18 protein-coding genes are annotated in these 22,474 nt (G+C 42.4%); 2 read left to right on the top strand and 16 right to left on the bottom strand.

Features of this window, described 5'->3' with window-relative positions; genetic code table 11:
• Positions 1 to 275: 275 nt before the first annotated feature.
• Entirely contained in the window at positions 276 to 1,373 is a 1,098-nt protein-coding gene (locus ACFO6W_RS01675; RefSeq protein ID WP_379993569.1) for a glycosyltransferase family protein, read from the bottom strand.
• An 88-nt stretch (positions 1,374 to 1,461) separates the two neighbouring features.
• Positions 1,462 to 2,073 carry a hypothetical protein gene (locus ACFO6W_RS01670; protein ID WP_379993568.1) on the bottom strand — a complete coding sequence of 204 codons (612 nt, stop codon included), beginning with the start codon at positions 2,071 to 2,073 and terminating at the stop codon, positions 1,462 to 1,464.
• Positions 2,074 to 2,558: 485 nt separating this feature from the next.
• Here ACFO6W_RS01670 and ACFO6W_RS01665 point away from each other — a divergent pair, with 485 nt between their 5' ends.
• Positions 2,559 to 4,772 (top strand): RelA/SpoT family protein, encoded by a 2,214-nt coding sequence (locus tag ACFO6W_RS01665; RefSeq protein ID WP_379993567.1) that lies wholly within the window; start codon positions 2,559 to 2,561, stop codon positions 4,770 to 4,772.
• Between the two features lie 307 nt (positions 4,773 to 5,079).
• Here the strand turns inward: ACFO6W_RS01665 and ACFO6W_RS01660 are convergent, their stop codons facing one another.
• The 12 genes from ACFO6W_RS01660 to trpB all read right to left on the bottom strand — a co-directional run bounded on the left by ACFO6W_RS01660 (position 5,080) and on the right by trpB (position 16,744).
• Entirely contained in the window at positions 5,080 to 6,690 is a 1,611-nt protein-coding gene (locus ACFO6W_RS01660) for a sulfatase-like hydrolase/transferase (RefSeq protein ID WP_379993566.1), read from the bottom strand.
• A 60-nt stretch (positions 6,691 to 6,750) separates the two neighbouring features.
• A complete protein-coding gene (gene trpA / locus ACFO6W_RS01655; RefSeq protein WP_379993565.1) occupies positions 6,751 to 7,524 on the bottom strand; it encodes a tryptophan synthase subunit alpha in 774 nt (257 codons plus the stop codon).
• A complete protein-coding gene (locus ACFO6W_RS01650; RefSeq protein ID WP_379993564.1) occupies positions 7,521 to 8,138 on the bottom strand; it encodes a phosphoribosylanthranilate isomerase in 618 nt (205 codons plus the stop codon). Before ACFO6W_RS01650 ends, trpA begins: the two co-directional genes overlap by 4 nt.
• On the bottom strand, positions 8,135 to 8,914 hold the full coding sequence (gene trpC / locus ACFO6W_RS01645) for an indole-3-glycerol phosphate synthase TrpC (protein WP_379993563.1): 780 nt from the start codon (positions 8,912 to 8,914) through the stop codon (positions 8,135 to 8,137). The genes ACFO6W_RS01650 and trpC overlap by 4 nt, the downstream gene beginning before the upstream one ends.
• Complete coding sequence (locus ACFO6W_RS01640) at positions 8,911 to 10,113, bottom strand: MFS transporter (protein ID WP_379993562.1); 1,203 nt, start codon at positions 10,111 to 10,113, stop codon at positions 8,911 to 8,913. The genes trpC and ACFO6W_RS01640 overlap by 4 nt, the downstream gene beginning before the upstream one ends.
• The gene (locus tag ACFO6W_RS01635) at positions 10,113 to 10,685 is read right to left on the bottom strand and encodes an NAD(P)H-dependent oxidoreductase (protein WP_379993561.1); all 573 of its coding nucleotides are present in this window, start codon (positions 10,683 to 10,685) and stop codon (positions 10,113 to 10,115) included. Before ACFO6W_RS01635 ends, ACFO6W_RS01640 begins: the two co-directional genes overlap by 1 nt.
• Before the next feature lies 1 nt (position 10,686).
• On the bottom strand, positions 10,687 to 11,013 hold the full coding sequence (locus tag ACFO6W_RS01630) for a chorismate mutase (RefSeq protein WP_379993560.1): 327 nt from the start codon (positions 11,011 to 11,013) through the stop codon (positions 10,687 to 10,689).
• Positions 11,014 to 11,023: 10 nt separating this feature from the next.
• Complete coding sequence (gene trpD, locus ACFO6W_RS01625; RefSeq protein WP_379993559.1) at positions 11,024 to 12,022, bottom strand: anthranilate phosphoribosyltransferase; 999 nt, start codon at positions 12,020 to 12,022, stop codon at positions 11,024 to 11,026.
• Positions 12,023 to 12,036: 14 nt separating this feature from the next.
• Positions 12,037 to 13,398: a TrpB-like pyridoxal phosphate-dependent enzyme gene (locus ACFO6W_RS01620; protein WP_379993595.1), complete on the bottom strand. Its 1,362-nt coding sequence runs from the start codon at positions 13,396 to 13,398 to the stop codon at positions 12,037 to 12,039.
• Positions 13,399 to 13,480: 82 nt separating this feature from the next.
• Positions 13,481 to 14,047, bottom strand: coding sequence for an anthranilate synthase component II (locus ACFO6W_RS01615; protein ID WP_379993558.1), 567 nt, complete (start codon positions 14,045 to 14,047; stop codon positions 13,481 to 13,483).
• A 104-nt stretch (positions 14,048 to 14,151) separates the two neighbouring features.
• Positions 14,152 to 15,558, bottom strand: coding sequence for an anthranilate synthase component I family protein (locus ACFO6W_RS01610; RefSeq protein ID WP_379993557.1), 1,407 nt, complete (start codon positions 15,556 to 15,558; stop codon positions 14,152 to 14,154).
• Between the two features lie 4 nt (positions 15,559 to 15,562).
• Entirely contained in the window at positions 15,563 to 16,744 is a 1,182-nt protein-coding gene (gene trpB / locus ACFO6W_RS01605) for a tryptophan synthase subunit beta (protein WP_379993556.1), read from the bottom strand.
• A gap of 270 nt (positions 16,745 to 17,014) precedes the next feature.
• On the opposite strand from trpB, the gene ACFO6W_RS01600 reads away from it, so the two are divergent.
• Positions 17,015 to 18,007 (top strand): metallophosphoesterase family protein, encoded by a 993-nt coding sequence (locus tag ACFO6W_RS01600; protein ID WP_379993555.1) that lies wholly within the window; start codon positions 17,015 to 17,017, stop codon positions 18,005 to 18,007.
• A 9-nt stretch (positions 18,008 to 18,016) separates the two neighbouring features.
• Here the strand turns inward: ACFO6W_RS01600 and ACFO6W_RS01595 are convergent, their stop codons facing one another.
• Both ACFO6W_RS01595 and ACFO6W_RS01590 read right to left on the bottom strand, forming a co-directional pair.
• Entirely contained in the window at positions 18,017 to 18,628 is a 612-nt protein-coding gene (locus ACFO6W_RS01595) for a polysaccharide deacetylase family protein (protein ID WP_379993554.1), read from the bottom strand.
• A gap of 62 nt (positions 18,629 to 18,690) precedes the next feature.
• Positions 18,691 to 22,155, bottom strand: coding sequence for a DUF2723 domain-containing protein (locus ACFO6W_RS01590; protein ID WP_379993553.1), 3,465 nt, complete (start codon positions 22,153 to 22,155; stop codon positions 18,691 to 18,693).
• Positions 22,156 to 22,474: the final 319 nt, after the last annotated feature.

The following is a 22,474-nucleotide window of genomic DNA, read 5'->3' as shown; positions in this document are numbered from 1 at the left end:
TCTCTCTCTCTCTCTCTCTCTCTCTCTCTCTCTCTCTCTCTCTCTCTCTCTCTCTCTAACAAGATATAGCTAACAGCCAAATTTTCAGGAAGAAAAAATGGTGTACAGTGTGTTATATATTGTAAAAAATATGACATTTTTGTCTTTATATCTAGAGAATATTCCATAAAAATACATTCAAAAAGAATATTAAACAAGTTTTTGAACGAAAATGTTAAAAAAATATTATTCGATGTATCAGGCATCTGCTAAGTGGACGATACTCTGTTGCAATTTTATAACCTCCAGAAATCCAGGTATTTCTTTGCCACTGTCACATAGTCATGATTTGTTTCAACAAATTGGCGGCTCTTTCCCGATATTTCCGGAATATCCTTTTTGTTCAATACCAGCCATTCCAGTTTATCGAACACATCGTCTTCGTGCGGATGTACATTTACAATCGGCTGATTGGATGTGTCGCCGTATAAATCATAGATATATGGCTCTCCTCCGCCTACAACAACTTTTCCCTGGGCCATTGCCAATAAGGCGTTCATCGCCGGGGTGTGCGAATATAGCTGGTCGAGTACCACGTGTGCCTGCGACATCAGTTGCTGATATACATCATAGCTGACAGATTCGACCCGCGTAACGATTACTTTATCCGGGTACTTGTCTTTGATTCTGGCCAGTGCCTTCTCCATCACATCGGTACCTTTAAACTTCTCACGTACTTTGTTGATTCCGATAAAGAAGTTTACTTTTTCGGGCTCTTCGGGTATCGGCTGAAATTCTATTTCCGAAATGTTCATCGGCAAGGGGATATATCTCAGCTTATCGGGGAAGAAAGGTTCATATGCTTTGTAATATTCATACAGGCAGGCTGCAATCCCATCCACATCCTTTGCCAGCCTGCGGTTAAATGCTTCGAGCGGCGTGCCTATCCATTTATCTATGAACCGTTGATTGAAATCGACATTGATAGCTTTGCCATCGACAAAAAATTCGGAATAGTCGAATATCTTGTTTCCCAGACAGGCGTTTACCCAATACGAGTCATCGCCGAAAGCACCCATAAAGACTTTCTTGTTGTTCTTTTTCAGTTTCTTATACAGGTAATCGTTGATCCGTACATTCTGGGTAGTGAAGCAGGGGTTTATTAGTTGCACGACATCATATCCTTTAAACTCCCCGAACTTGCTAAGTACAGATAGCATACTGGAAAGAGTATCTGTCACTCCCGAACTCTTCCGGCTCAGGTCCACATCGCGCGGATAGTTTTTAAACCCGTCGCCATCCGAAGCTGTCAGTACCTCATGTCCTAAAGACCGTAATCCTTCAGCCAGAGTGAGATGTGCACGGCTGTATTCGCCTATCAAAAGAATCTTCATATAGTTTGTATTATATTTAGATGCAAAGATAGGGATTTTAGTTATGAGTTATAAATTATAGGTTATGAGTTTTCGGGAGATCTGATAACTAACCGGCGATTACCAGATCTTTCTTTTTGATGATAAACGTGTATTTATCATTGATATACAATACAGGGATGAGTTCATCTTCGCGCCATGCCGGACACCGCCGGTTCATATCCCTGTTGGGAAATGCCCTTATATATAGACCGGAACCGGTTTCATCGTTATGGATAAGCACTGTCTTTTTCCTGAAGGGTTCATTATGATTGTTTAAAATATCATCTGTATATATATCCTTTATTTCGTCTGCAATATAATATTTGTTATGCCTGTGGCTGTCTTTTACAAATGCGGCATAGGTATATCCGTCTTTCCCCCCGATAGGCTTGGCCAGGCAGATCAGGAAAGAATCCGGTTTGTTGATTGCTGTTTTTTGTATATGCTTCTTTATCGCTTTTAGCAATATGGTGCCTACAACAAAGAGTAACAGGTATGGAATAATATACCAGGATACGAGTTTGTCGAGATTAAATAAGTACAGTATGCCGGCTAATCCGACAAAGAGGAGGCATACAGGTGGTACCATGAGTATGTTTTTCCACCATAGGGTGCTATTCAGATAGTTTTTTTTGAAACTATAATCTTTTTCGAGTTTTGCGTAATCATTCGGTTTCATATTGTAATTGCTTTGTTTTCAAATAATAATTAATTCTATACAAAAATAGCCTTAAGTATAGTTCTATCTTGATTTTGCTTCCTTTTTTTGCAGGATTGTTATATTAAATTAATTTCCTTTCACAACTCTTATTTGTTGTATGACAAAGTTAAGTAGTAAAAAGAATATAATGTTGTATATTCTCGTTTGTCATTGGCTCCGCTTCGCTCTGCCGAACGTTGTTTCTGAGTGAAACGAAGAATCTCGTTCCTTATTACACAAGAGATTTTTCACTTCGTTCAAAATGACAAAGGCGACAATAATTATTATTATCATTTACTTAATATGCTTTGCCTGATTTTCTGTTGCTTAATGCTAACCAAATTGAGAAAAATGAAAACATCCGCCCAAAAAAGGCGTTATACTATCAGAAAAGAATTAATTTTATACCCGATTATCAAGAATAATGTATTATCCCTTTAAACAGATATAAGCAGCACGAAGCAATGGATAATAACAATAACCCTACATATAATGCAGATGGACTGACCTATTCCAAGTTTAAGAGACTGGTGAAGGGCCTGACGGCAAACCTTACGGCCGAAGAACTGAAAAAACTTCGCTCGGTGGTGAAGAGGGCCATGTCGGAAAACGTCTATCAAAAGGATGAAAAGATAGGCAGCATAACAGATCTTACTGTAAGTACGAGCATCATACTGATGGAAGAACTGGGACTGAAGAGCGCCTCCATAATAGCGCTGATCCTTTACCGCCCGGTTGTTCATAAAATAATTACAGATGCTGAGGTGAAAAAACTTTTCGGTCAGGATATCGCCGATATCGTTACCGGGCTGATAAAGGTAAACGCGCTGGAGATGAACGAATCGGCGATGGCTTCGGACAATTATATAAAATTGCTGATCTCATTAGCCGAAGATATGCGGGTAATCCTTATCAAGATTGCCAGCCGCCTGCATAAAATAAGATGTGCCGAGAAGTACAGCGAACAGTATCGTTTAAAACTTGCCATAGAAGTTTCGTATCTGTATACTCCTTTGGCTCATAAACTGGGGCTGTATAATATAAAGACCGAACTCGAAGACCTTTACCTGAAATATACCGACCGTGAAGCTTATGATTATATCCTCAGCAAATTGAGTGAGAGTAAGGATGCCCGTGATAAATACATCGCGGAATTTATTCAGCCCATAGATGCCAAACTGAAGGAAACAGGGCTGAAATATGACATAAAAGGACGGGTGAAATCCATTTCGTCCATCAATAATAAGCTGAAGAAGCAGAAGATAGACTTCGAATCTATTTACGACCTCTTTGCTATCCGTATCATCCTTAACTCGGAGATGGAAAAGGAAAAGGCCGAATGCTGGCAGGTTTACTCCATTGTGACGGATATGTACACACCTAATCCGAAACGGCTCAAAGACTGGCTATCCATCCCGAAAAGTAATGGTTACGAATCATTGCACACCACAGTTATGGGGCCCGAATCACGCTGGGTAGAGGTGCAGATCCGGACTAAGAGAATGGATGAAATAGCCGAGCGCGGACTTGCTGCCCACTGGAAATATAAGGGAGTGAAAAGCCAGTCGAAGATGGATGACTGGCTGACCAGCCTCAGGGAAATGCTGGAGAATAAGAACCTGGATTCGGGAGAGAAACTTGAGAATTTCAAATTGGATCTTTACGATGAGGAGATTTATGTATTCACGCCCAAAGGTGATTTGCATAAGCTGCCATATGGGGCTACCATCCTCGATTTTGCCTTTGCCATCCACTCCCGTATAGGTTCTACCTGTGTATCGGGAAAAGTGAATGGAAAGAATGTATCTATCCGCCATAAGCTCAAGAACGGGGACCAGATAGAAATAGTTACTTCTCCCAACCAGTCGCCGAAACAGGACTGGCTGAACTTTGTCACTACCTCCAAAGCGAAGAATAAGATTCGTCAGAGCCTGAAAGAAGAGGCCAACAAACAGGTGGAGATAGCGAAGGAAATGCTCAAACGCCGTGTCAAGAATCGTAAGATAGAAATCAACGAGTCGATAATGATGCGGATGATAAAGAAGCTCGGCTTTAAGACCATTACCGATTTTTATATAAAGATAGCGGAAGAAAGCCTCGATGTGAATTCGGTGATAGATCAGTACGTAGAGCTGGAGAAAAAAGAAACCGAACAGCATGATAAGCATGAGGCGGTCAGCGCGGAGAATTATGTTCCTCAGAATCTGGAAATAGCAAAGGAGACGTTAAGCAAAGAGGAACTTATACTCGACAAAAATCTTACAGGTGTGGATTATAAGCTGGCCAGGTGTTGTAATCCCATTTATGGGGATGATATATTCGGCTTTGTGTCTTCGCAGGGGATAAAAATACACCGCAAGAACTGTCCGAATGCTCACGATATGTTTTCACGTTTCGCATACAGGGTTATCCCTGCCCGATGGTCGGGAAAATCGGGTTCTACTTATACGGTTACACTTCGCGTGATAGGAAACGATGACATCGGTATTATCAATAACCTGACGTCCATAATCTCCAAGGAGTCGGGCATCAGTATGCGTTCTATCAGCATCGATTCCAACGACGGGCTCTTTCATGGAAGTATATCCGTAATGCTGAATAATACGGATATGCTGAATGGCCTGATAAAGAAACTCAAAACAGTGAAAGGGGTAAAAGAAGTGAGCCGGTTGAGTTGAGGTTTTAGGGAGAGAATGATATATATTGTAGGGGCGAATCGAAATTCGTCCCTACTTTTTTGAAAGAACTTTATCTATATAACAAGAGGCTTCAGCCTTTAGCTGTTAGCTTAGAGCTCTTTGAAGTATTGATTAAAGCAGTTACGAGTTACTTCGCCCTTTGGGCAGTTACGAGTTACAAGTAAACAAGATACGAGTAAACAAGATACGAGATACAAGTTGTTAACTGATGACTGTTTACTGTTAACTGAAACAAGTGTTACCTTTGTTACCTTTTAACAGTTACAGGTTATTTACTGCCGACTGTTTACTGATCCAGTAGTAAATCTTTATACAAGTAAGCATTTTTATCCACATGAAAAATATATTTTCCGTCTTCCACCGCTTTTTTCACATTTTCGTCGGATACATTATAGCCCATTATTTCGGAGATGATGAATATACTGTTCGAACTGTTTATCAGTGAAGTGTCAGGGTCTGCATACCGCCTCACAATGGAATCGACAGGAACAGGACTATTGTTGATAGTCACCAGCGGTGTATCGAACAGGTTGTGGTCCATTACCAGGACTCCGTGTCCTCCACCTTCTACCAGTTCGGCATGGTCGGAGAAATAATAAAGGACAGACGAGTTGTTTCGCTTCATTATCTGATAGATAGAACGCAGCAGCCTGTCGGTATGGTGGATTGAACGGTCATATTCTCTGGTTTTGGTCTTGCTGCCGGGCAGTGCTCTTTCATCCACATCATCGTAACGCTCGCCATATGGTACATGGCTGCCATTGAGATGGATGACGAAGAACTGTTTTTTATCCGGACTATATGTTTCTTTCAGATGGTCGAGCAGCGTAAAGTCTTCCCTTATAATGGCTTTTTCGTACATCGACTGAGATGCGTTTGCCGACACGAAGCCGATGTAACTGTCGCTTTCGCCCAGCTTATCCTGGTTGGAGAGCCATATAGTCTCGTATCCCGCCTTATTGGCCATGTCGATGATACTGAAATTCTCGAAGAATGGCTTTATATCGTTTGGTGTGGAGAATGAAAGGATAATACGCAGGGCGTCACGGGTAATGGATGCGGGAGAATAGGCATTGTAGTAATCCAGAACTTTCGGTTGAACTAAAGCCAGGCTATCGAAAAAAGGACTGGTCTTTTCTTTGTAGCCATAAAGCGAATAGTGTGACCGGGAAGCACTTTCTCCTATGATGAAGAATATCTTTTCCGGGCTATCTTTACTTTCGTCGAAAGTGATTCCGGCAGGCATCCGTTTCTCCAGTCTCAGGAACTGTTTCATCTGGTACCTCTCGTGCTGGTACGCGATGAACGTGGAAATATCGATGTAAACAAGCGGAAAGTTGGCTGCGATAACGGCATTGGTCCCGATTACCGGAAATGTCTCTATAAAATTCTCCCATTTCAGGGATTTTACTTTCCAGTAACAGATAGCGGGCATTATTATAATCCAGTAACCGAGTAACAGGATGACGGATATCTTTCGTGGAAATTTGCTTTCTTTCAGTTCCCGCTGCGACATCAGTATAAGGAAAGTGCTTGCAGCCAGACATCCCAAAGCGGCGAATATGGCTTCAGACATTACGCCGAATGCTTCCGAGGCATTTGTCTCCAGTACGGAGGCCATTGTGCCTATCGACATCTGATTGGAATAGACAAAGGCAAAGTAGGCATCGAATGAAACGATGACGGACAGTATGAGTGACAGCCACAGGGTATATCTGGTCTTAGCCAGGATGTTGAGAACAAGGATGAACGATAATGCATTGATTAATGCGGGCTTGCTGACTATGTACAACGCCAGAACGGATATTGTACAGAAGTAAGCAAGACAGAGGATGGTAAACTTATATTTGTAAAGAAAGTTGCCTGCCTGTTTTATATAATCAACGGATTTCGACATTCTTATCTTGAAAGAGTTGTGTTATAATTAATTAAGCCACGAAGATACAAATTTTCTTTGTTAATTATTCAATGTCTCTTTCAATGCTTTAACGGCTGCCTTTATATCTTGGCTTTCTTTCAGCAAAGTAATGAATTTACTGCCGATGATTGCTCCGCTGGCATTTGCCTGTGCTGCATCCAATGTCGCTTTGTTAGAAATGCCGAATCCGATAAGGCGCGGATTGCGCAGGTTCATGGAATTGATACGGCGGAAATAATCCTGCTTCTTGTCGTCAAAACTCTTTTGAGCGCCTGTTGTTGCAGCGGATGATACCATGTAGATAAAACTGTCGGTATGTTCATCTATCAGGCGGATACGTTCTTCCGAAGTTTCAGGTGTGATAAGCATCACTATCTTGATATCGTATTTATCGGCAATGGGTTTAAATTCATTGATATAATCATTGAAAGGGAGGTCGGGAATAATAGCCCCGTCTATACCGGTTTCCTTACATTGTTTACAGAAGTTTTCAAATCCGTATTGCATAATGGGATTCAGGTAGCCCATCATAATAAGGGGAATATTCACCTCTTTGCGGATATCTTTCAACTGGCTGAACAGGATTTTGAGCGTCATGCCATTCTTTAATGCTATCGTTCCGCTATCCTGAATCGTAGGGCCGTCGGCCATAGGGTCGGAAAACGGGATGCCGATTTCGATAAGGTCAATGCCGTTGGCTTCCAGTTCGCGGATAACATCGCGGGTGTCATTCAGGTTGGGAAATCCTGCTGTAAAGTATATGGATAATATATCTTTCTGTTTCTTTTCGAATAGTTGTTTAATCCTGTTCATAGTTCTAATGCTTTTATAAATTGCTGTAATCGTGTTATATCTTTCAGTCCCGGCTCTGTCTCGAATTTGCTGTTGAGGTCGATTCCGTAGAACTTCGGGTGTTGTATTTTCTTTATGCTTTCAGTGTCTCCGATGGAAATACCGCCACTTAGGAAGAAATTGCGTTTGCCTGTATATGCATCCAGTATCTGCCAGTCGAATTTTAGTCCTGAGCCTCCATGTTGAGGCGTCTTTGTATCGAAGAGGAAATAACTGCACGCATCTTCATAGGCTTTTGTCTGGCCGAAGTCGGAGACGTCCGAAACATTGAAAGCCTTAATAACGGGTATCGTTTCATCCAGTTCTTTACAGAAAGCAGCAGATTCGGAGCCATGTAGCTGTACGAGACTGAGATTGTACTTATTCATCTTCTCCATGATAAAATTAAAGTCTGCATCGACGAATACACCTACACGTTGTATATAAGACGGCAATATATTTACATCGTCAAATGTCAGCCCGTCAGCAAACCGTGGCGATTTATCATAGAATATCATTCCCATATAGCTGACCGGAAGTTTGGACAAATCCCTTATATTACCGGGATACTTCATCCCACAGACTTTTATCTTCATGCCAGTTGTTTTATAAAGTCTTCGAGAGCCTTGCCCGGATTGCCGGTTTTCATAAAGTTTTCACCCATGAGGAATCCTTTATATCCTGCCTGCCGGAGCTCAATTACTGTCTGGGGTTGTGAAATACCGCTTTCCGATATTTTTACAAACTCACCGGGGATTTTATCTGCCAGATCGAATGATATTTGCACATCAGTGGCGAATGTGCCGAGGTTACGATTATTTACACCTACTACATCTACTTTGTTATTGATATGGCCTAACTCTTGCTCGCTGTGTATTTCGAGTAATACATCGAGTCCTAACTCCTTAGCTTTTGCCGCCAGTTGTTTCGTTTCCTGTACAGTCAATGCCGAAGCAATGAGAAGTATCGCGCTGGCTTCTGCCAGTCTTGCCTGATAAAGCTGATATTCGTCAATCATAAAATCTTTTCTCAACAGAGGAGTTTGGGTTAACTCTCTTGCTTGTGCCAGATCGGTGAGATTACCTCCGAAGAAGTCCATGTCGGTGAGTACTGATATGGCACTGGCTCCGTTTTTTGAGTAAAGTGGAATAACATCGGAGATTTCAGCATCCTTAAATATCCAGTCACGCGATGGGGAGCGGCGTTTGAATTCGGCTATGATCCCGGTCGGTGAATCTGCCAATGCAGCCTTGAACGAGTTTATGCGGATATCTGTAATCTTTTTCTCCATTTCACTGATAGAAACCAGCGATTTTTGCCTGGCAACCTCTATCTTTTTGTTGGCGATTATCTTATCTAATATGTTGCTCATTTTATATCTGTTTTGCGGAGTTCAATCTTATCATATTTAAGAATCTTAATAGTAGAAGCTAATACAACTATACATATTCCGAACAAGCCTATCAAGGCATAAGAATACCGTAGATTGGTTACACTGGCGATGTATCCTATCAGCGGAGGCCCCATCAGAAATCCGAGGAAGCTGACACTGGAAACTATTGTAAGCGCTATACTTGTTGGTATTCTGGTCTTTTGTCCGGCGATGCTGTATATGGTGGGAACGATTCCGGCGGTTCCGAACCCGATAATCATAAATGCAATAATGGTAGTAATAAAATGAGGAAAAGCTACCGCGGTGAATAAACCCACAGATATAAGGATTCCTCCTGTTTGTATAACCCTTTTTCTTCCCCACTTCTGGGTTGCTTTATCTATCAGGAAACGGCCCGATGCCATGGTTATCATATACGCGGCCAGTCCTATTGGCGCCAGATGATTCGGTGTACCTACCACATCGATGAGGTAGAGCCCGCTCCAGTCAGACATGGCCCCTTCTGCAGCCATCCCGCAAAATGCGACTATGCCTAGCAGGAAAAGGAATGTTTCGGGTTTATTTTTCTTCTTATTTGCTGCCTGCGCCGGGTCTTTTTCTTTTTTCAGGTCTGCTTGCAAGAACGGTCTGTTGATGAGTAATGTAATAAAGACAAGTAGTCCGATAATGGCAAAATGATAGACAGGCAATAGTTTTAACGATGCCATCAGCAACCCGACACTGGCTCCGGTGAGTCCGGCAAAACTCCATCCTCCGTGGAAGGATGCCATAATGGGTTTGTTGTAAGTCGTTTCGAGTGTCACAGCCTGCGTATTGACGGATATATTGCAGAAGTTCCCGAAGAATCCGAAAATAATCAGGCTGATAATCAGTGCATATTCACTGGCTGATAACCCGATGAACAGCAGGGCTGCTACATATCCTACGAGCGCAACAGGCAATATTTTCTTGCTTCCGACTTTCGAAATAAGGAGGCCCGAAATCGTCATACCGCATATTTGCCCTATTGGTATCATCAGTAGAATTGTACCCCATGCTGCATCTCCCAGTCCTAATGTTGTTTTAATGTCGGGAATGCGGCTGGCCCAACTCGAGAAGCATAATCCTGTACAAAAATACAGGAAGAAGATTGCTATCCGTATACGTCCTTTTGATATTGTTTGTATTTTGTTCTCCATTATTTACGAGCGATAAGCTCTATTTTGTTCAACCATTTTTCCCGCTGTTCGGGAGTCGATGTTTTTATTGTTGCCAGATAAGTAGTCCGGATATTTTTTATACCGCAAAATGCGCCGATATCTTTTCTGATCATCTTTCCTCCAATGTCTTTTACAATCCATTTGTAATAGAAGACAGGAGCGTCCATTGTACTGATTATTTCGGAAGTTTTTCCTGTAAACAGCTTTTTGGGAAACGGAGATTTTTCCTGATATTCGAATGTAAATCCCGGGAGGAAAATACGTTCTATAAACCCTTTCAATAGCGCAGGAGGTGACGCCCACCATGTAGGGTAAATCCAGACAATATGTTCTGCCCATTTTAGCTTTTCCCATGCTTCCAGCAAATCAGGCTCTAGCTCTGTCCGCTTACGGTAACCATACATCAGTATAGGGTTAAAGATCATATCCGTAAGGATAATTTCTTTTACTTCATTACCTTCCTCTAAAGCACCCTTTTTGTAGCTTTGGTGCAATCCGAAACAAAAGCTTTCCCTATCGGGATGGCCGTTAATTATCAGTACTTTTTTCATCTTAATAATATGACTGCTTTATTTCTTTATATAAAGAATCGAACTCGGCTAATTCCTCATTGATAAACGCATTTATCATAGCCCTGTACACTTTCTCTGCCACCACAGGGTTTAGTCCGGATTCTTCGGCCAGAGTTCTCACTTTGGATATTACGGAGCTTACCCTGTCAGGAGCAACAACATCCTGCGCCGATTGTTTGAACCGGACATCCTGCGATACAAATTTACTGCGTTTTGCAATCAATCCGATCAGTTCCGCATCTATTTTATCAATGTTCATCCTCACTTCGTTGAGAGAGCAATGCAGGGCTTCATTTTGTGATTTCATACCAAAACTGTTATGTATTTAACGTCAGGAACTTCAAAAACGTTTCCTTTGTTTTTCCACTCTCTAACGATTCACGTGCTTCAGCTATCGCACCTTCGAAAGAAAGCTGTGGATTTATAGTTTGTATTGCTGTTGCCGCATTCGCTATAACAGCATTTGTCTGAGCTTTGGTTGCCGTGTTACCGATAACATTGTCGAAAATCGTTGAAGCATCTTCGGGAGTATTACCTCCATCCAGTTCCAGTTCCAGGCAACGGTCAAATCCGACCTGTTCGGGAGTATAGATTTTCTCTTCAAATTTATTGATTATCTTGAAATCCCCCGTTAGTGAGATCTCATCATATCCGTCTAAACCATGTACGATAGAATAATCGACATCGGTCTGTTGATACATGTAGGAATACAACCGCGCCATTTTCAGGTTGAAAACGCCTAATACTGTTCTTTTGGGCTTTATGGGGTTTACAACAGGTCCCAGCATGTTGAAGAATGTTCGTACTCCCAGTGCTTTGCGAACGGGCGCAACCACTTTCAGGGCATTGTTGAACAATGGGGCATGCATATAAGCGATGTTGGTTTTATCGAGAGACTCTTCCAGCTTGCTGACATCGGCGGTGAATTTCACTCCATGCTGTTCCATCACATTGGATGCGCCACTGACAGATGTAGCCCCATAATTACCGTGCTTGGCCACTTTGTATCCTGCCCCCGCCGTAACGAAACAGGCAAGCGTGGATATATTAAAGGTGTTTTTGTTGTCGCCGCCCGTACCTACAATGTCTATCGGGTTGTATGCGGCCAGTGCGTCTACATTTGCCCGCAAATCCAGCAGTGCATCGGAAAATCCGAGGAATTCGTCTACACTGATGCTCCGCATAAGGAATACACTGATAAACGCGGCAATCTGGGATTCATTGTAGTTGCCTGCTGCCATATTAGTCAGTATTTCCTTTGCCTCGGTGCGGTTGAGGTACTGATGTTCAAAAAGCCTGTTGAGTATCTGTTTCATTTTGCTAGCTTATTTTATACTAATTTTTCCAACATATCCGTTGTTTTGGCAATTTCCTCGTCGCTCAACTCATGGTTAGATAATTCGCCATCGAAATAACGGTCATAAGAAGCCATATCGATAAGTCCATGACCTGACAGATTGAACAGGATTGTTTTTTGCCGGCCTTCTTCTTTTGCCTTCAAGGCTTCCTGAATGGCGGCATAAATGGCATGAGAGGACTCAGGGGCCGGGATTATACCTTCCGATTTAGCGAATAATATGGCGGCCTCGAATGTATCGAGTTGCTTCACATCCACAGCCTCTATGTATCCGTCTTTTTTCAACTGGCTGACGATAGTTCCTGCCCCATGATAACGAAGTCCTCCGGCATGGATATTTGCAGGAGCAAAATTATGGCCTAAAGTGTACATCGGTAAAAGAGGGGTATATCCGACTTCATCCCCAAAGTCGTACTCAAATTTACCACGGGTTAATTTCGGGCATGACGCCGGTTCCGCCGCCACAAGACGAATATCTTTTCCTCCGGTCAGTTTATGACGCAAGAATGGAAAAGTAATTCCGGAGAAGTTCGATCCACCTCCAAAACAGCCGATTACTACATCCGGATATTCTCCCGCCATTTCCATTTGCTTTTCTGCCTCCAGGCCGATGATGGTCTGGTGAAGCGATACATGATTCAATACACTGCCTAAGGTATATCTGCAGTTCGGAGTATTTAAAGCCAATTCCACCGCTTCGGAAATTGCAGTACCAAGACTACCCTGATAATTAGGATTTTCTGTAATAATCTTACGTCCGGCTTTGGTACTCATACTTGGCGATGCTATAACCTCCGCGCCATATGTCTGCATGATTGAACGACGGTAAGGCTTTTGGTGATAGCTTATCTTTACCATATAAACTGCCAGATCCAGGCCAAAGTGATTTGCCGCATATGATAAGGCGGCACCCCATTGTCCTGCGCCGGTTTCGGTTGTGATATTTGTTATTCCCTGCTCTTTACAGTAATATGCCTGTGCTATTGCCGAGTTCAGTTTGTGTGAACCTACAGGACTGACACTTTCATTCTTAAAATAGATATGCGCAGGAGTATCCAATGCCTTTTCCAAACCATAGGCGCGTACCAACGGGGTCGGACGGTAATTCTTATATAATTCCCTTATTGGTTCCGGGATTTCTATCCAGCGGTCGGTATCGTTTAATTCCTGCCTGGCAAGTTCTGTCGCGAATATTGGTTCTAAGTCACTTACTTCTAACGGTTTTTTTGTTCCCGGGTGAAGAGGTGGAAGCGGCTTGTTTTTCATATCCGCTACAATATTATACCAGCTCCTTGGAATGTCGTTTTCGCTTAATAAGATTTTCTTGTTCATGATTTTGTTAGTTAACGAGTTGGCGAGTAAACAAGTAGACAAGTTTAAACTCATATCTTGTATCTTGTTTACTTGTATCTATAAATTAGTTATTTAAAAAATTTCTTACTATCGTTTCACCGGTTGGTGTCAGTACCGATTCGGGGTGGAATTGGACTCCATGTATATCATATTCTTTATGACGGAGCGCCATTATCTGTCCGTTATCGTCTACCGCGGTAACTTCGATGCTTTCCGGTAAATCATTATTATCCACTATCCATGAATGATAACGCCCCACTTCCAGGGTTTTATCTAACCCGTTGAACAGGTAATCGGGCCTTATAACTTCTATTCTGGTGGCCACACCATGATACACATCTTCCAGATTAGTCAGTTTCGCACCAAAGGCTTCTCCTATTGCCTGATGTCCCAGACATACTCCCAGAATCGGTTTTTTACCTGCATATTCTTTAATCAGAGGCAGAAGCAATCCGGCTTCGGACGGGATACCCGGTCCCGGAGAAAGGATTATCTTGTCATACTTTGCAATATCTTCCAAAGCAATTTTATCGTTTCTGTGTACATCCACATCAGTAAATCCCAGTTCTTTAACCAAATGAACGAGATTGTATGTGAATGAGTCGTAATTGTCGAAGATCAATATTTTCATATTTTAAAGCTTTTAGCTATTAGCCGTTAGCTGATAGCTTTATTACCATAATCATTATTTATTCCTTGTAGCTAATAGCTAACGGCTATCAGCTAATGGCTACATTAATTTTTTAATTCTACTGCTGCTTTTACAGCTTTTGCTAATGCTCCCAGTTTATTTTTTACTTCCATAACTTCTGTTTCAGGATTCGATTTGGAAACGATTCCCCCGCCTGCCTGATAATAAAGCGTATTGTTCCGGCTGAGGAAAGTACGGATAGTGATGGCCTGATTGAGATCGCCGTTGAATCCGATATACCCGATACAGCCACCATAGACTCCGCGCATTTGCTTTTCTATGTCGCGTATCAGTTGCATGGCTCTTACCTTAGGCGCACCGGATAGTGTTCCTGCGGGAAAAGTGTCTGCAAAAACAGAAATGTTATTCCTGCTCTCGTCTACTATACCGCTTACACGCGAAACCAGATGGATGACATGCGAGTAGAACTGCACATTCTTATAGAAATCCACTTTCACATCGTGGCAATTGCGGCTGAGGTCGTTGCGGGCAAGATCGACAAGCATGACGTGTTCGGCATTTTCCTTTTCGTCTTTGAGTAAATTCTCGGACAGGATGCGGTCTTTCTCATCGTCTCCCGTACGGAAATAAGTACCGGCAATAGGGTCTATATAGGCTTTGCCTTTTGTGATTTTGCAGTGGGTTTCGGGTGAAGAGCCGAAGATGCGGAAAGAACCGAAATCGAAGTAAAATAAATATGGGGAAGGATTGATGGAACGCAAGGAACGGTATACTTTGAAATCGTCACCCGCAAACTTCTGCGTAAAGCACCGTGAAAGGACAATCTGAAACACATCCCCCCGTTTGCAATGGGCAATTCCTTTTCGTATCATTCCCTGATGCTCTTCGTCAGTAATCATCGATTGCTCGCTGCCGATAGCTTCGAAGTTGTAGGACGCGATGTTGTTGTTCATCACAATAGCTTCCAGTTCCTGCATTTTTTCTTCTGTGCCGTCGACTATATTCTCTACTATGGTCAGCTCATTTTTCAGATGATTGATGACGAGGATAAAGCGGTACAGGATATAATAGAACTCCGGAATATCGGCATTGTTCAGTTTTTTATTAACTGGGTCTACCGCTTCGAAATAACGGATAGCATCGTATGAAGTGTATCCGAAGAATCCGTTTATGTTTGTCTTGTTTTCGCCCTGTACATCGAACTGTCCTATAAAATCATGGAATTTATCTGTTAGTTTCTCGCCCTCTGACAATATTTCCTGTTTGGCTGTATTATCAGGATAGGTATAGGTTATTTCATTATTGTCTACCTTGAAACGGGCTATCGGACTTATCCCGATAAATGAATAACTGTTTTCGCCACCATGATAATCGGAACTTTCCAATAGAGCCGATTCGGGATATATATCTCTAACTTTCAGGTATATGCCTACGGGCGTTTGTAGATCGGCGAGGAGATTTTTGGTTTTGACTTGTATGTTGTATTCCATGTCTTTATTTTTTGTAGTTTATATACGTCTCCATATCTTTATCTCCGCGCCCTGAGAGACAAAGAACAATAACATCTTCTGCTTTGAATTCCATCTTATCTAGTGCTCCTAAAGCATGAGCTGATTCTATAGCCGGAATGATTCCTTCCAACCTTGTCAGTTCGAAGGCAGCCTGCATTGCTTCGTCGTCTGTTACGGCTAATACTTCCGAGCGTCCAGTCTGAGCCAAATGGGCATGTATAGGGCCGATGCCCGGATAATCGAGTCCGGCGGAAATGGAATAGGGTTCTTCGATTTGTCCGTCTTCCGACTGCATTATCAGAGTTTTACATCCATGTATAATACCTAGCTTTCCTAAATGAATGGTCGCAGCAGACTCACCTGAATCGATACCTTTACCGGCTGCCTCGGCAAGGACGATTCTCACATCCGGTTCATCTATGAAATGGTAGATTGTTCCTGCAGCATTACTTCCCCCGCCAACGCATGCCATTACATAATCGGGCGTTTCGCGGCCTTCCTTTTCAAGCAGTTGCTTGCGGATTTCTTCACTGATAACCGATTGCAGGCGTGCAACCATATCGGGATAAGGATGAGGTCCTATGGTAGAACCGATCACGTAGTATGTGTCTGAGGGGTTGGAGCACCAGTCGCGTATGGCTTCATTTGTTGCGTCTTTAAGAGTCATATTGCCGCTGGTAACGGGAACTACCTTCGCTCCCAGCATTTCCATTTTCTGCACGTTCAGTTTTTGGCGTTCTACATCCGTAGCTCCCATATATACAATGCATTCGAGATTCATCAGGGCACATACTGTAGCAGTAGCCACTCCGTGTTGTCCCGCTCCGGTTTCTGCAATGATGCGGGTTTTTCCCATCCGCTTCGCGATCAGTATCTGGCCTATTGCATTGTTTATTTTATGGGAACCTGTATGATTAAGATCTTCACGTTTCAGGTATATTTTACAGCCATGTTTTTGGGAGAGTCTTTCTGCCAGAAAAAGAGGAGAGGGGCGGCCTGCATAGTCCCTTAACAGATCATTATATTCTTTCCGGAATAATGGGTCATTAATTACTTCCAGATAAGAGTTTTTTAATGTTTCCACATTGTCATAGAGTATCTCAGGAATGTAAGCACCTCCGAATTCTCCATAAAAGCCATTTGAGTCAACTGTAAATTTTTCCATTTTATATTGTTTTTATTTTTTTCTATCATAAAAAAAGCCTATCGTGAGTACGACAGGCTTTGTATCTTTATAAACTTTCATTTTAATACATACCAGATTGGCTCACGACTTTTTGAGTTGAGAGTGCCACCACCAATATGCATTTGTTGATTGAAAATTCATTCCGCTTCCTTTTTGTTTTCACAAAGATATAAAAAAAATGAAACGAACAAATAATGATTTATATTTTTTATCTTAGCATAATGTTTAATTATAAAAAATATATCAATCATGCGCAATCTCTCAATTATTCTTTTAATCCTTTTTTCATTAACACTGACAGCACAAAACAAGACTCTAAAATATAATAATAAAGGTATTTTCAAAATATTACAATTTACGGACATTCATTATCAAAAAAATAATCCGGCTTCTGCCGTCGCGATTGAGTTAATAAATGAAGTATTGGATGCAGAGAAACCGGATTTAGTCGTTTTTACCGGGGATATTATTTATGCAAAACCTGTGATAGCGGGACTTGATGATGTTTTTACCCCGGTTATAGAAAGAAAGATACCGTGGGCATATATTTTTGGTAATCATGATGATGAACATGGAATGTCCCGGGCGGAACTGATGGATTATGCCGTAAGTAAACCTTTCTGTCTGGCCCAAGCCGGAGACAAATCATTGAAGGGTATAGGTAATTATATACTGGAAGTGAAGTCTTCGAATGAAAGCAAGAATAGTGCGATCCTCTATTTCTTCGATTCAGGCGCATATACTCCTGTAAAAGGCCTGGGAACTTACGATTGGTTTGCTTTCAACCAGATAGAATGGTATAGAAGTCAAAGTGCCGCATATACAAAAGAAAACGGAGGAGTTCCTTATCCTGCGCTGGCCTTTTTCCATATTCCATTGGCAGAATATCCTCAAATGAAGGCTGAGAAATACGATCAGCTGATAGGAAGCAAAGATGAGAAAGAATGCAACGGAAAGCTGAATACAGGTATGTTTGCAGCTATACGCCAGGCAGGGGATGTAATGGGTACATTTGTAGGTCACGACCATGATAATGACTACATAGGCAATTACTATGATATATATCTTGCTTACGGCCGTTTCTCAGGTGGCAAAACGGAGTATAACAATTTAGGGAAGAACGGATGCCGGGTGATAGAGCTGAAGGAAGGCAAGCGGGAATTCTCTACTTATATCCGTCTGTTGGGCGGAGAAATACTGTATCTGGTAGAGTATCCGGCAACCTTTGCTGCAACGAAATAACAGCCAGACTTATAACAACCTGAATGTATAGCCCTGTTCTTTCAGCCATTCGATGCTGCGGGGCAGGGCATATTTCATATTCTTTTCGGCTTTCAGTGAATCGTGGAATACTATTATAGAGCCGTCACGAGTATATTTCTTCACATTTTCCAATACCCTTTCAGGAGTCATCAGTTTACTGTAATCCCGCGTTACCACATCCCACATAACGATTTTGTAGTATCTGCGTAATGTGAAGAACTGCGGTATCCTCATATGTCCGTGAGGCGGGCGGAACAGATCCGATTCAATATATTCCGATGCCAGCTTCGTATTTTTCAGGTATCTCTTCGAGAACGTTCTGATCCCCTGGATATGGTTGAATGTATGGTTACCTACCCGGTGCCCACGGTCGAGTACCATCTTGTAAATGTCCGGATGCTTTCTCACATTGTCCCCGACACAGAAAAAAGTAGCCTTGATGTCGTACTTATCCAGCAGGTCGAGTACCCACGGGGTGATTTCGGGTATCGGCCCGTCATCGAATGTGAGATATATTGTTTTTTCACCTTCAACAGGCTTTCTCCAAAATGCTCCCGGAAAGAGCATACGGTATATAAATGGGGGCTGTTCTATAAACATGATAAACGTTCAGAGAGGAGGATTTCCGGAAAGCTCCCGGAAATCCTTTTATCCATCTTGTTTTATTTGCTATAATATTTTTGTAAAAGCTCAGGCTTGTATTTTTGCATCATTCCTCCGATACGTTCTATCTTAGATTCGGCATCTTTGCGTAGGGCTGTGTCGCTTTCGGTCATATACAAACCTCTCATCGAAATGCGCATCAGATAGTCGAGTGGGTGACTCCTGTCGCTAAAACTGACCCTGTTGCTCATAAACAGTTCGGCATTTGCCATCACTTTTTGCAGATATGCTTCGTATCTGGCCTTATCGTAGCGTTGGTATGTATCCAATATCTGGATTTCTGTATTTACCAGATCCCTGATTTCCGATGTGCAATTGATCATAAGACTCTGCTTCATGCTTGCATACCACTGCAGGCTGCCATCGACCCGGTACAGGATCTCATCGATTACTTTCTGTGCCTTTTCCGTTTGTCCGAGTTCATAATAAGCATCTGCAAATGAAACAGACTCTCCGCCACGGGGAACCGTATTGGCCGGGATAGCTTCCATACATCTGTCCAGCGCCTGCAATGCCTTGTCGTTCTTTCCTTCCATCAGCAGGGCTGCAACCAGGCGGTCAAACATCAGGCGGAATGTGCGGCACATCCTCAGGTTGTTTTCATCCAGATATACTTTCGGATTTTCGATGCCTCCCCATTTGTATTTGTTTACCATATTGTCGAACATCACTTCGGTATTTACACCTGTACTGTCTATAACTCCCGGTGTGATGCGGTAATTGATACCTTCCAGCATCGACTGGGCGGTAAGTTTTAATGGTGGTTCACCGATGGTTACGGCATAATAGATAGGACGCTTCCAGTCATCTTTATTGATATTGTACAGCATGTCTATAATCATCATTTCCTGACGATATATACCGCCCTTATTGTCTCCAAGATTAAAGATAAATTCAGGCTTTGGCCTTGTCCCCAATGCATTCCAGTCTACTTTCGATTCATCAATTGGCATTTTGAAAATGCTGGAAGGGATTATGATTCCATTCTCAACATACGGATTGCGTGGTGCATAATTGTCCATTGTTTTCAGGATGTTCAGCACCTCGCTTACTTCCATCGTATCTTTGAATGCCTGCGTGTCGTAATAGTCGGCATAATTGATCCTTCCGGCCCAAGCTGACGATTCTTTCGTATTTTGCAAATCACGGGCCAACAGGCGCTCTATATCACGTTTGGTGAATACATATGCCGATTGTCCTTTATCACCATGATAGCGGTCTTCCTCCCATTCTATTGGCAGAGGAGGTGAATCGTATGCCTGACGGCGCATTTGATCCACATACCAGTCGGTTTGCAGGTAACTTAAGTTACATACGCGCACATCGGTGCGGAATCCTTCTACTTCCTGCGCATACCACAGAGGGAATGTGTCGTTATCGCCCATAGAGAACAGGATACTGTTCGGCTCGCAACCACGCAGGTAATTCATCCCGAAGTCACGCATCGTGTACCTGTCCGAACGGTCATGGTCGTCCCAGTTCTGTCCCGCCATTTGTATAGGAACCAATACGGTAATTACAGTCGCTATGGCGGCGGCAGGAGTTTCCGGTAATACTTTCTTTAACAGGCGCCAGATAAATGCAACCCCAAACCCTATCCAGATACAGAACGCATAGAACGAGCCTGCATAGGCATAGTCACGTTCCCGCGGCTCGAACGGTTGCTGGTTGAGGTATATGATAATGGCGATACCGGTCATAAAGAACAGCATGAATGTAACAAGGAATTGTTGCTCGCCTTTTTTTCCTCTTGTCAATTGGAAGGCTATACCCAGAATCCCGAGTATAAGAGGCAGCATATAGTATTTGTTATGGCCTTTGTTTTCTGCTATATCGGGAGGCAGGTTGCCCTGAGGGCCACGCCCGAGTAATTCATCCACAAAACTGATGCCTGTGATCCAGTTGCCGTTACTAGGTCCTCCGGTTGCCTGAACGTCATTCTGGCGTCCTGAGAAGTTCCACATGAAATAGCGGAAGTACATAAAATCCAACTGATAATCAAAGAAGAATTTCAAATTCTCGAACATTGTCGGAGGTACGGAAGTATCTTTTATATCCGCCCATATCTGATAACCGAGCAGATGCCTGTCTTCGGTAGAATACATGCGGGGCAGTAACATGGTATTGGTGTAACCATAAGTAGGGATAGTACCTGTTACCACATACTCGTCCTTTTGGTCTGGTGATTTTTTTACAACCTTATCAAAACTTTGTTTTTCACTCACAGGTGGTTCGAGGCGGCCATTGGCGTCTCTTTTTTCGGAAGAAGCATATGTCTTGCCATAGAATAACGGCCTGTCGCCATATTGTTCACGGTTGAGGTAACTGGCCAGTGTAAATACGTTTTCCGGAGAGTTCTGATCCATCGGTGTATTGGCGATGGAACGGATAGGAATGAGTGCAAACGATGAATATCCTATCAGGATCACCATCAGGCAAAGAATGGTTGTATTCAGAAACCTGAAATTGATTTTCTTGTAAAAAATGCAGAATCCGATAAGGCCTCCCAGCAATACTATCCAGAGTAAGATATTGTCGCCGATAAATGTAACACCGCTTAATGCCATGCAAATCACAAATGCTGCTTTAGCCCTGCCCAGACTGCCTTTGGCCGAAAGGGTTTCATAAAGCCCCCATATGATGGATATTACGATCAACAGTATATATGTGAGAGCACCTGTGTTGTATGAGAATCCTAATCCGTTGACGAATAGTTTTTCAAACCAGCCGCCTACTTTGGTAAAGCCCGGAATGATACCGTACATCAGTATTACAACCAGAAACAGGGAGCCGGCCAAAGCTATTAATGTACCTTTAAGGTTTACATTTTTCGATTTCTTAAAGTAATATACCAGAACAATGGCAGGGATACACAGCAGGTTGAGCAGATGGACGCCGATAGACAATCCCATGGCATAAGCTATAATTACCAGCCATTTGTCGGAGCCTTCCTTGTCCGCTCTGTTTTCCCACTTCAGGATCAGCCAGAAAACCAGGGCGGTAAACATGGACGAATAGGCGTAAACTTCTCCTTCTACAGCCGAAAACCAGAATGTATCGGTAAACGTATATGTCAGAGCCCCGATAAGACCGCAACCGATGATAGCGATAAGCTGTCCTAAAGACATTTCCTGTTCGTTGTCCGTGTATATTAGTTTTTTAGCAAGATGGGTTATTGTCCAGAAAAGGAACAGGATCGTTGCTGCGCTTAACAATGCCGACATACTGTTTACCATCATTGCCACCTGCGAAGTATCAGAAGCGAATAATGTGAAAAACTTACCGGTGAGCATAAAGAAAGGCGCACCCGGAGGATGGCCGACTTCAAGCTTAAAGGCGGATGTGATAAACTCACCGCAGTCCCAGAAGCTGGCTGTAGGTTCGATGGTCATTAAATAAACAATAGCGGCCACTGCAAAGCTAAACCAACCAAAGACGTTGTTTATCAGGTTATATTTCTTCATAATTGAAATTCGTATATGATAATAATCGTTTATTAAACGGTTGTTCTTTATACATTTGGGTGCAAAGATAGTTAAAACACTGAAAGTATCGATTCGAGCTGCTTTGTTTTTATTTATCAAATTGAAAAACTTCTTAAAATCTATGATTACGGATGCTCCCTGTCTATAATTAAGTTACGGAATAAATTGATTGCATCATTTTTTTATTGATAACTTAAGTACCTGCTGTATGTTTTAATCTTATTGTTTGAAAAAGGTAACAGATATATCAGTTAACAGTAAACAGTCATCAGTCAATAACTCGTAAGATGTAAAACTT

The sequence above is a fragment of the Dysgonomonas termitidis genome (assembly GCF_042654545.1).
Lineage (GTDB): Bacteria > Bacteroidota > Bacteroidia > Bacteroidales > Dysgonomonadaceae > Dysgonomonas > Dysgonomonas termitidis.
The sequence above is the reverse complement of the archived record's forward strand: the minus strand, read 5'-3'. Positions and strand labels throughout refer to the sequence as shown.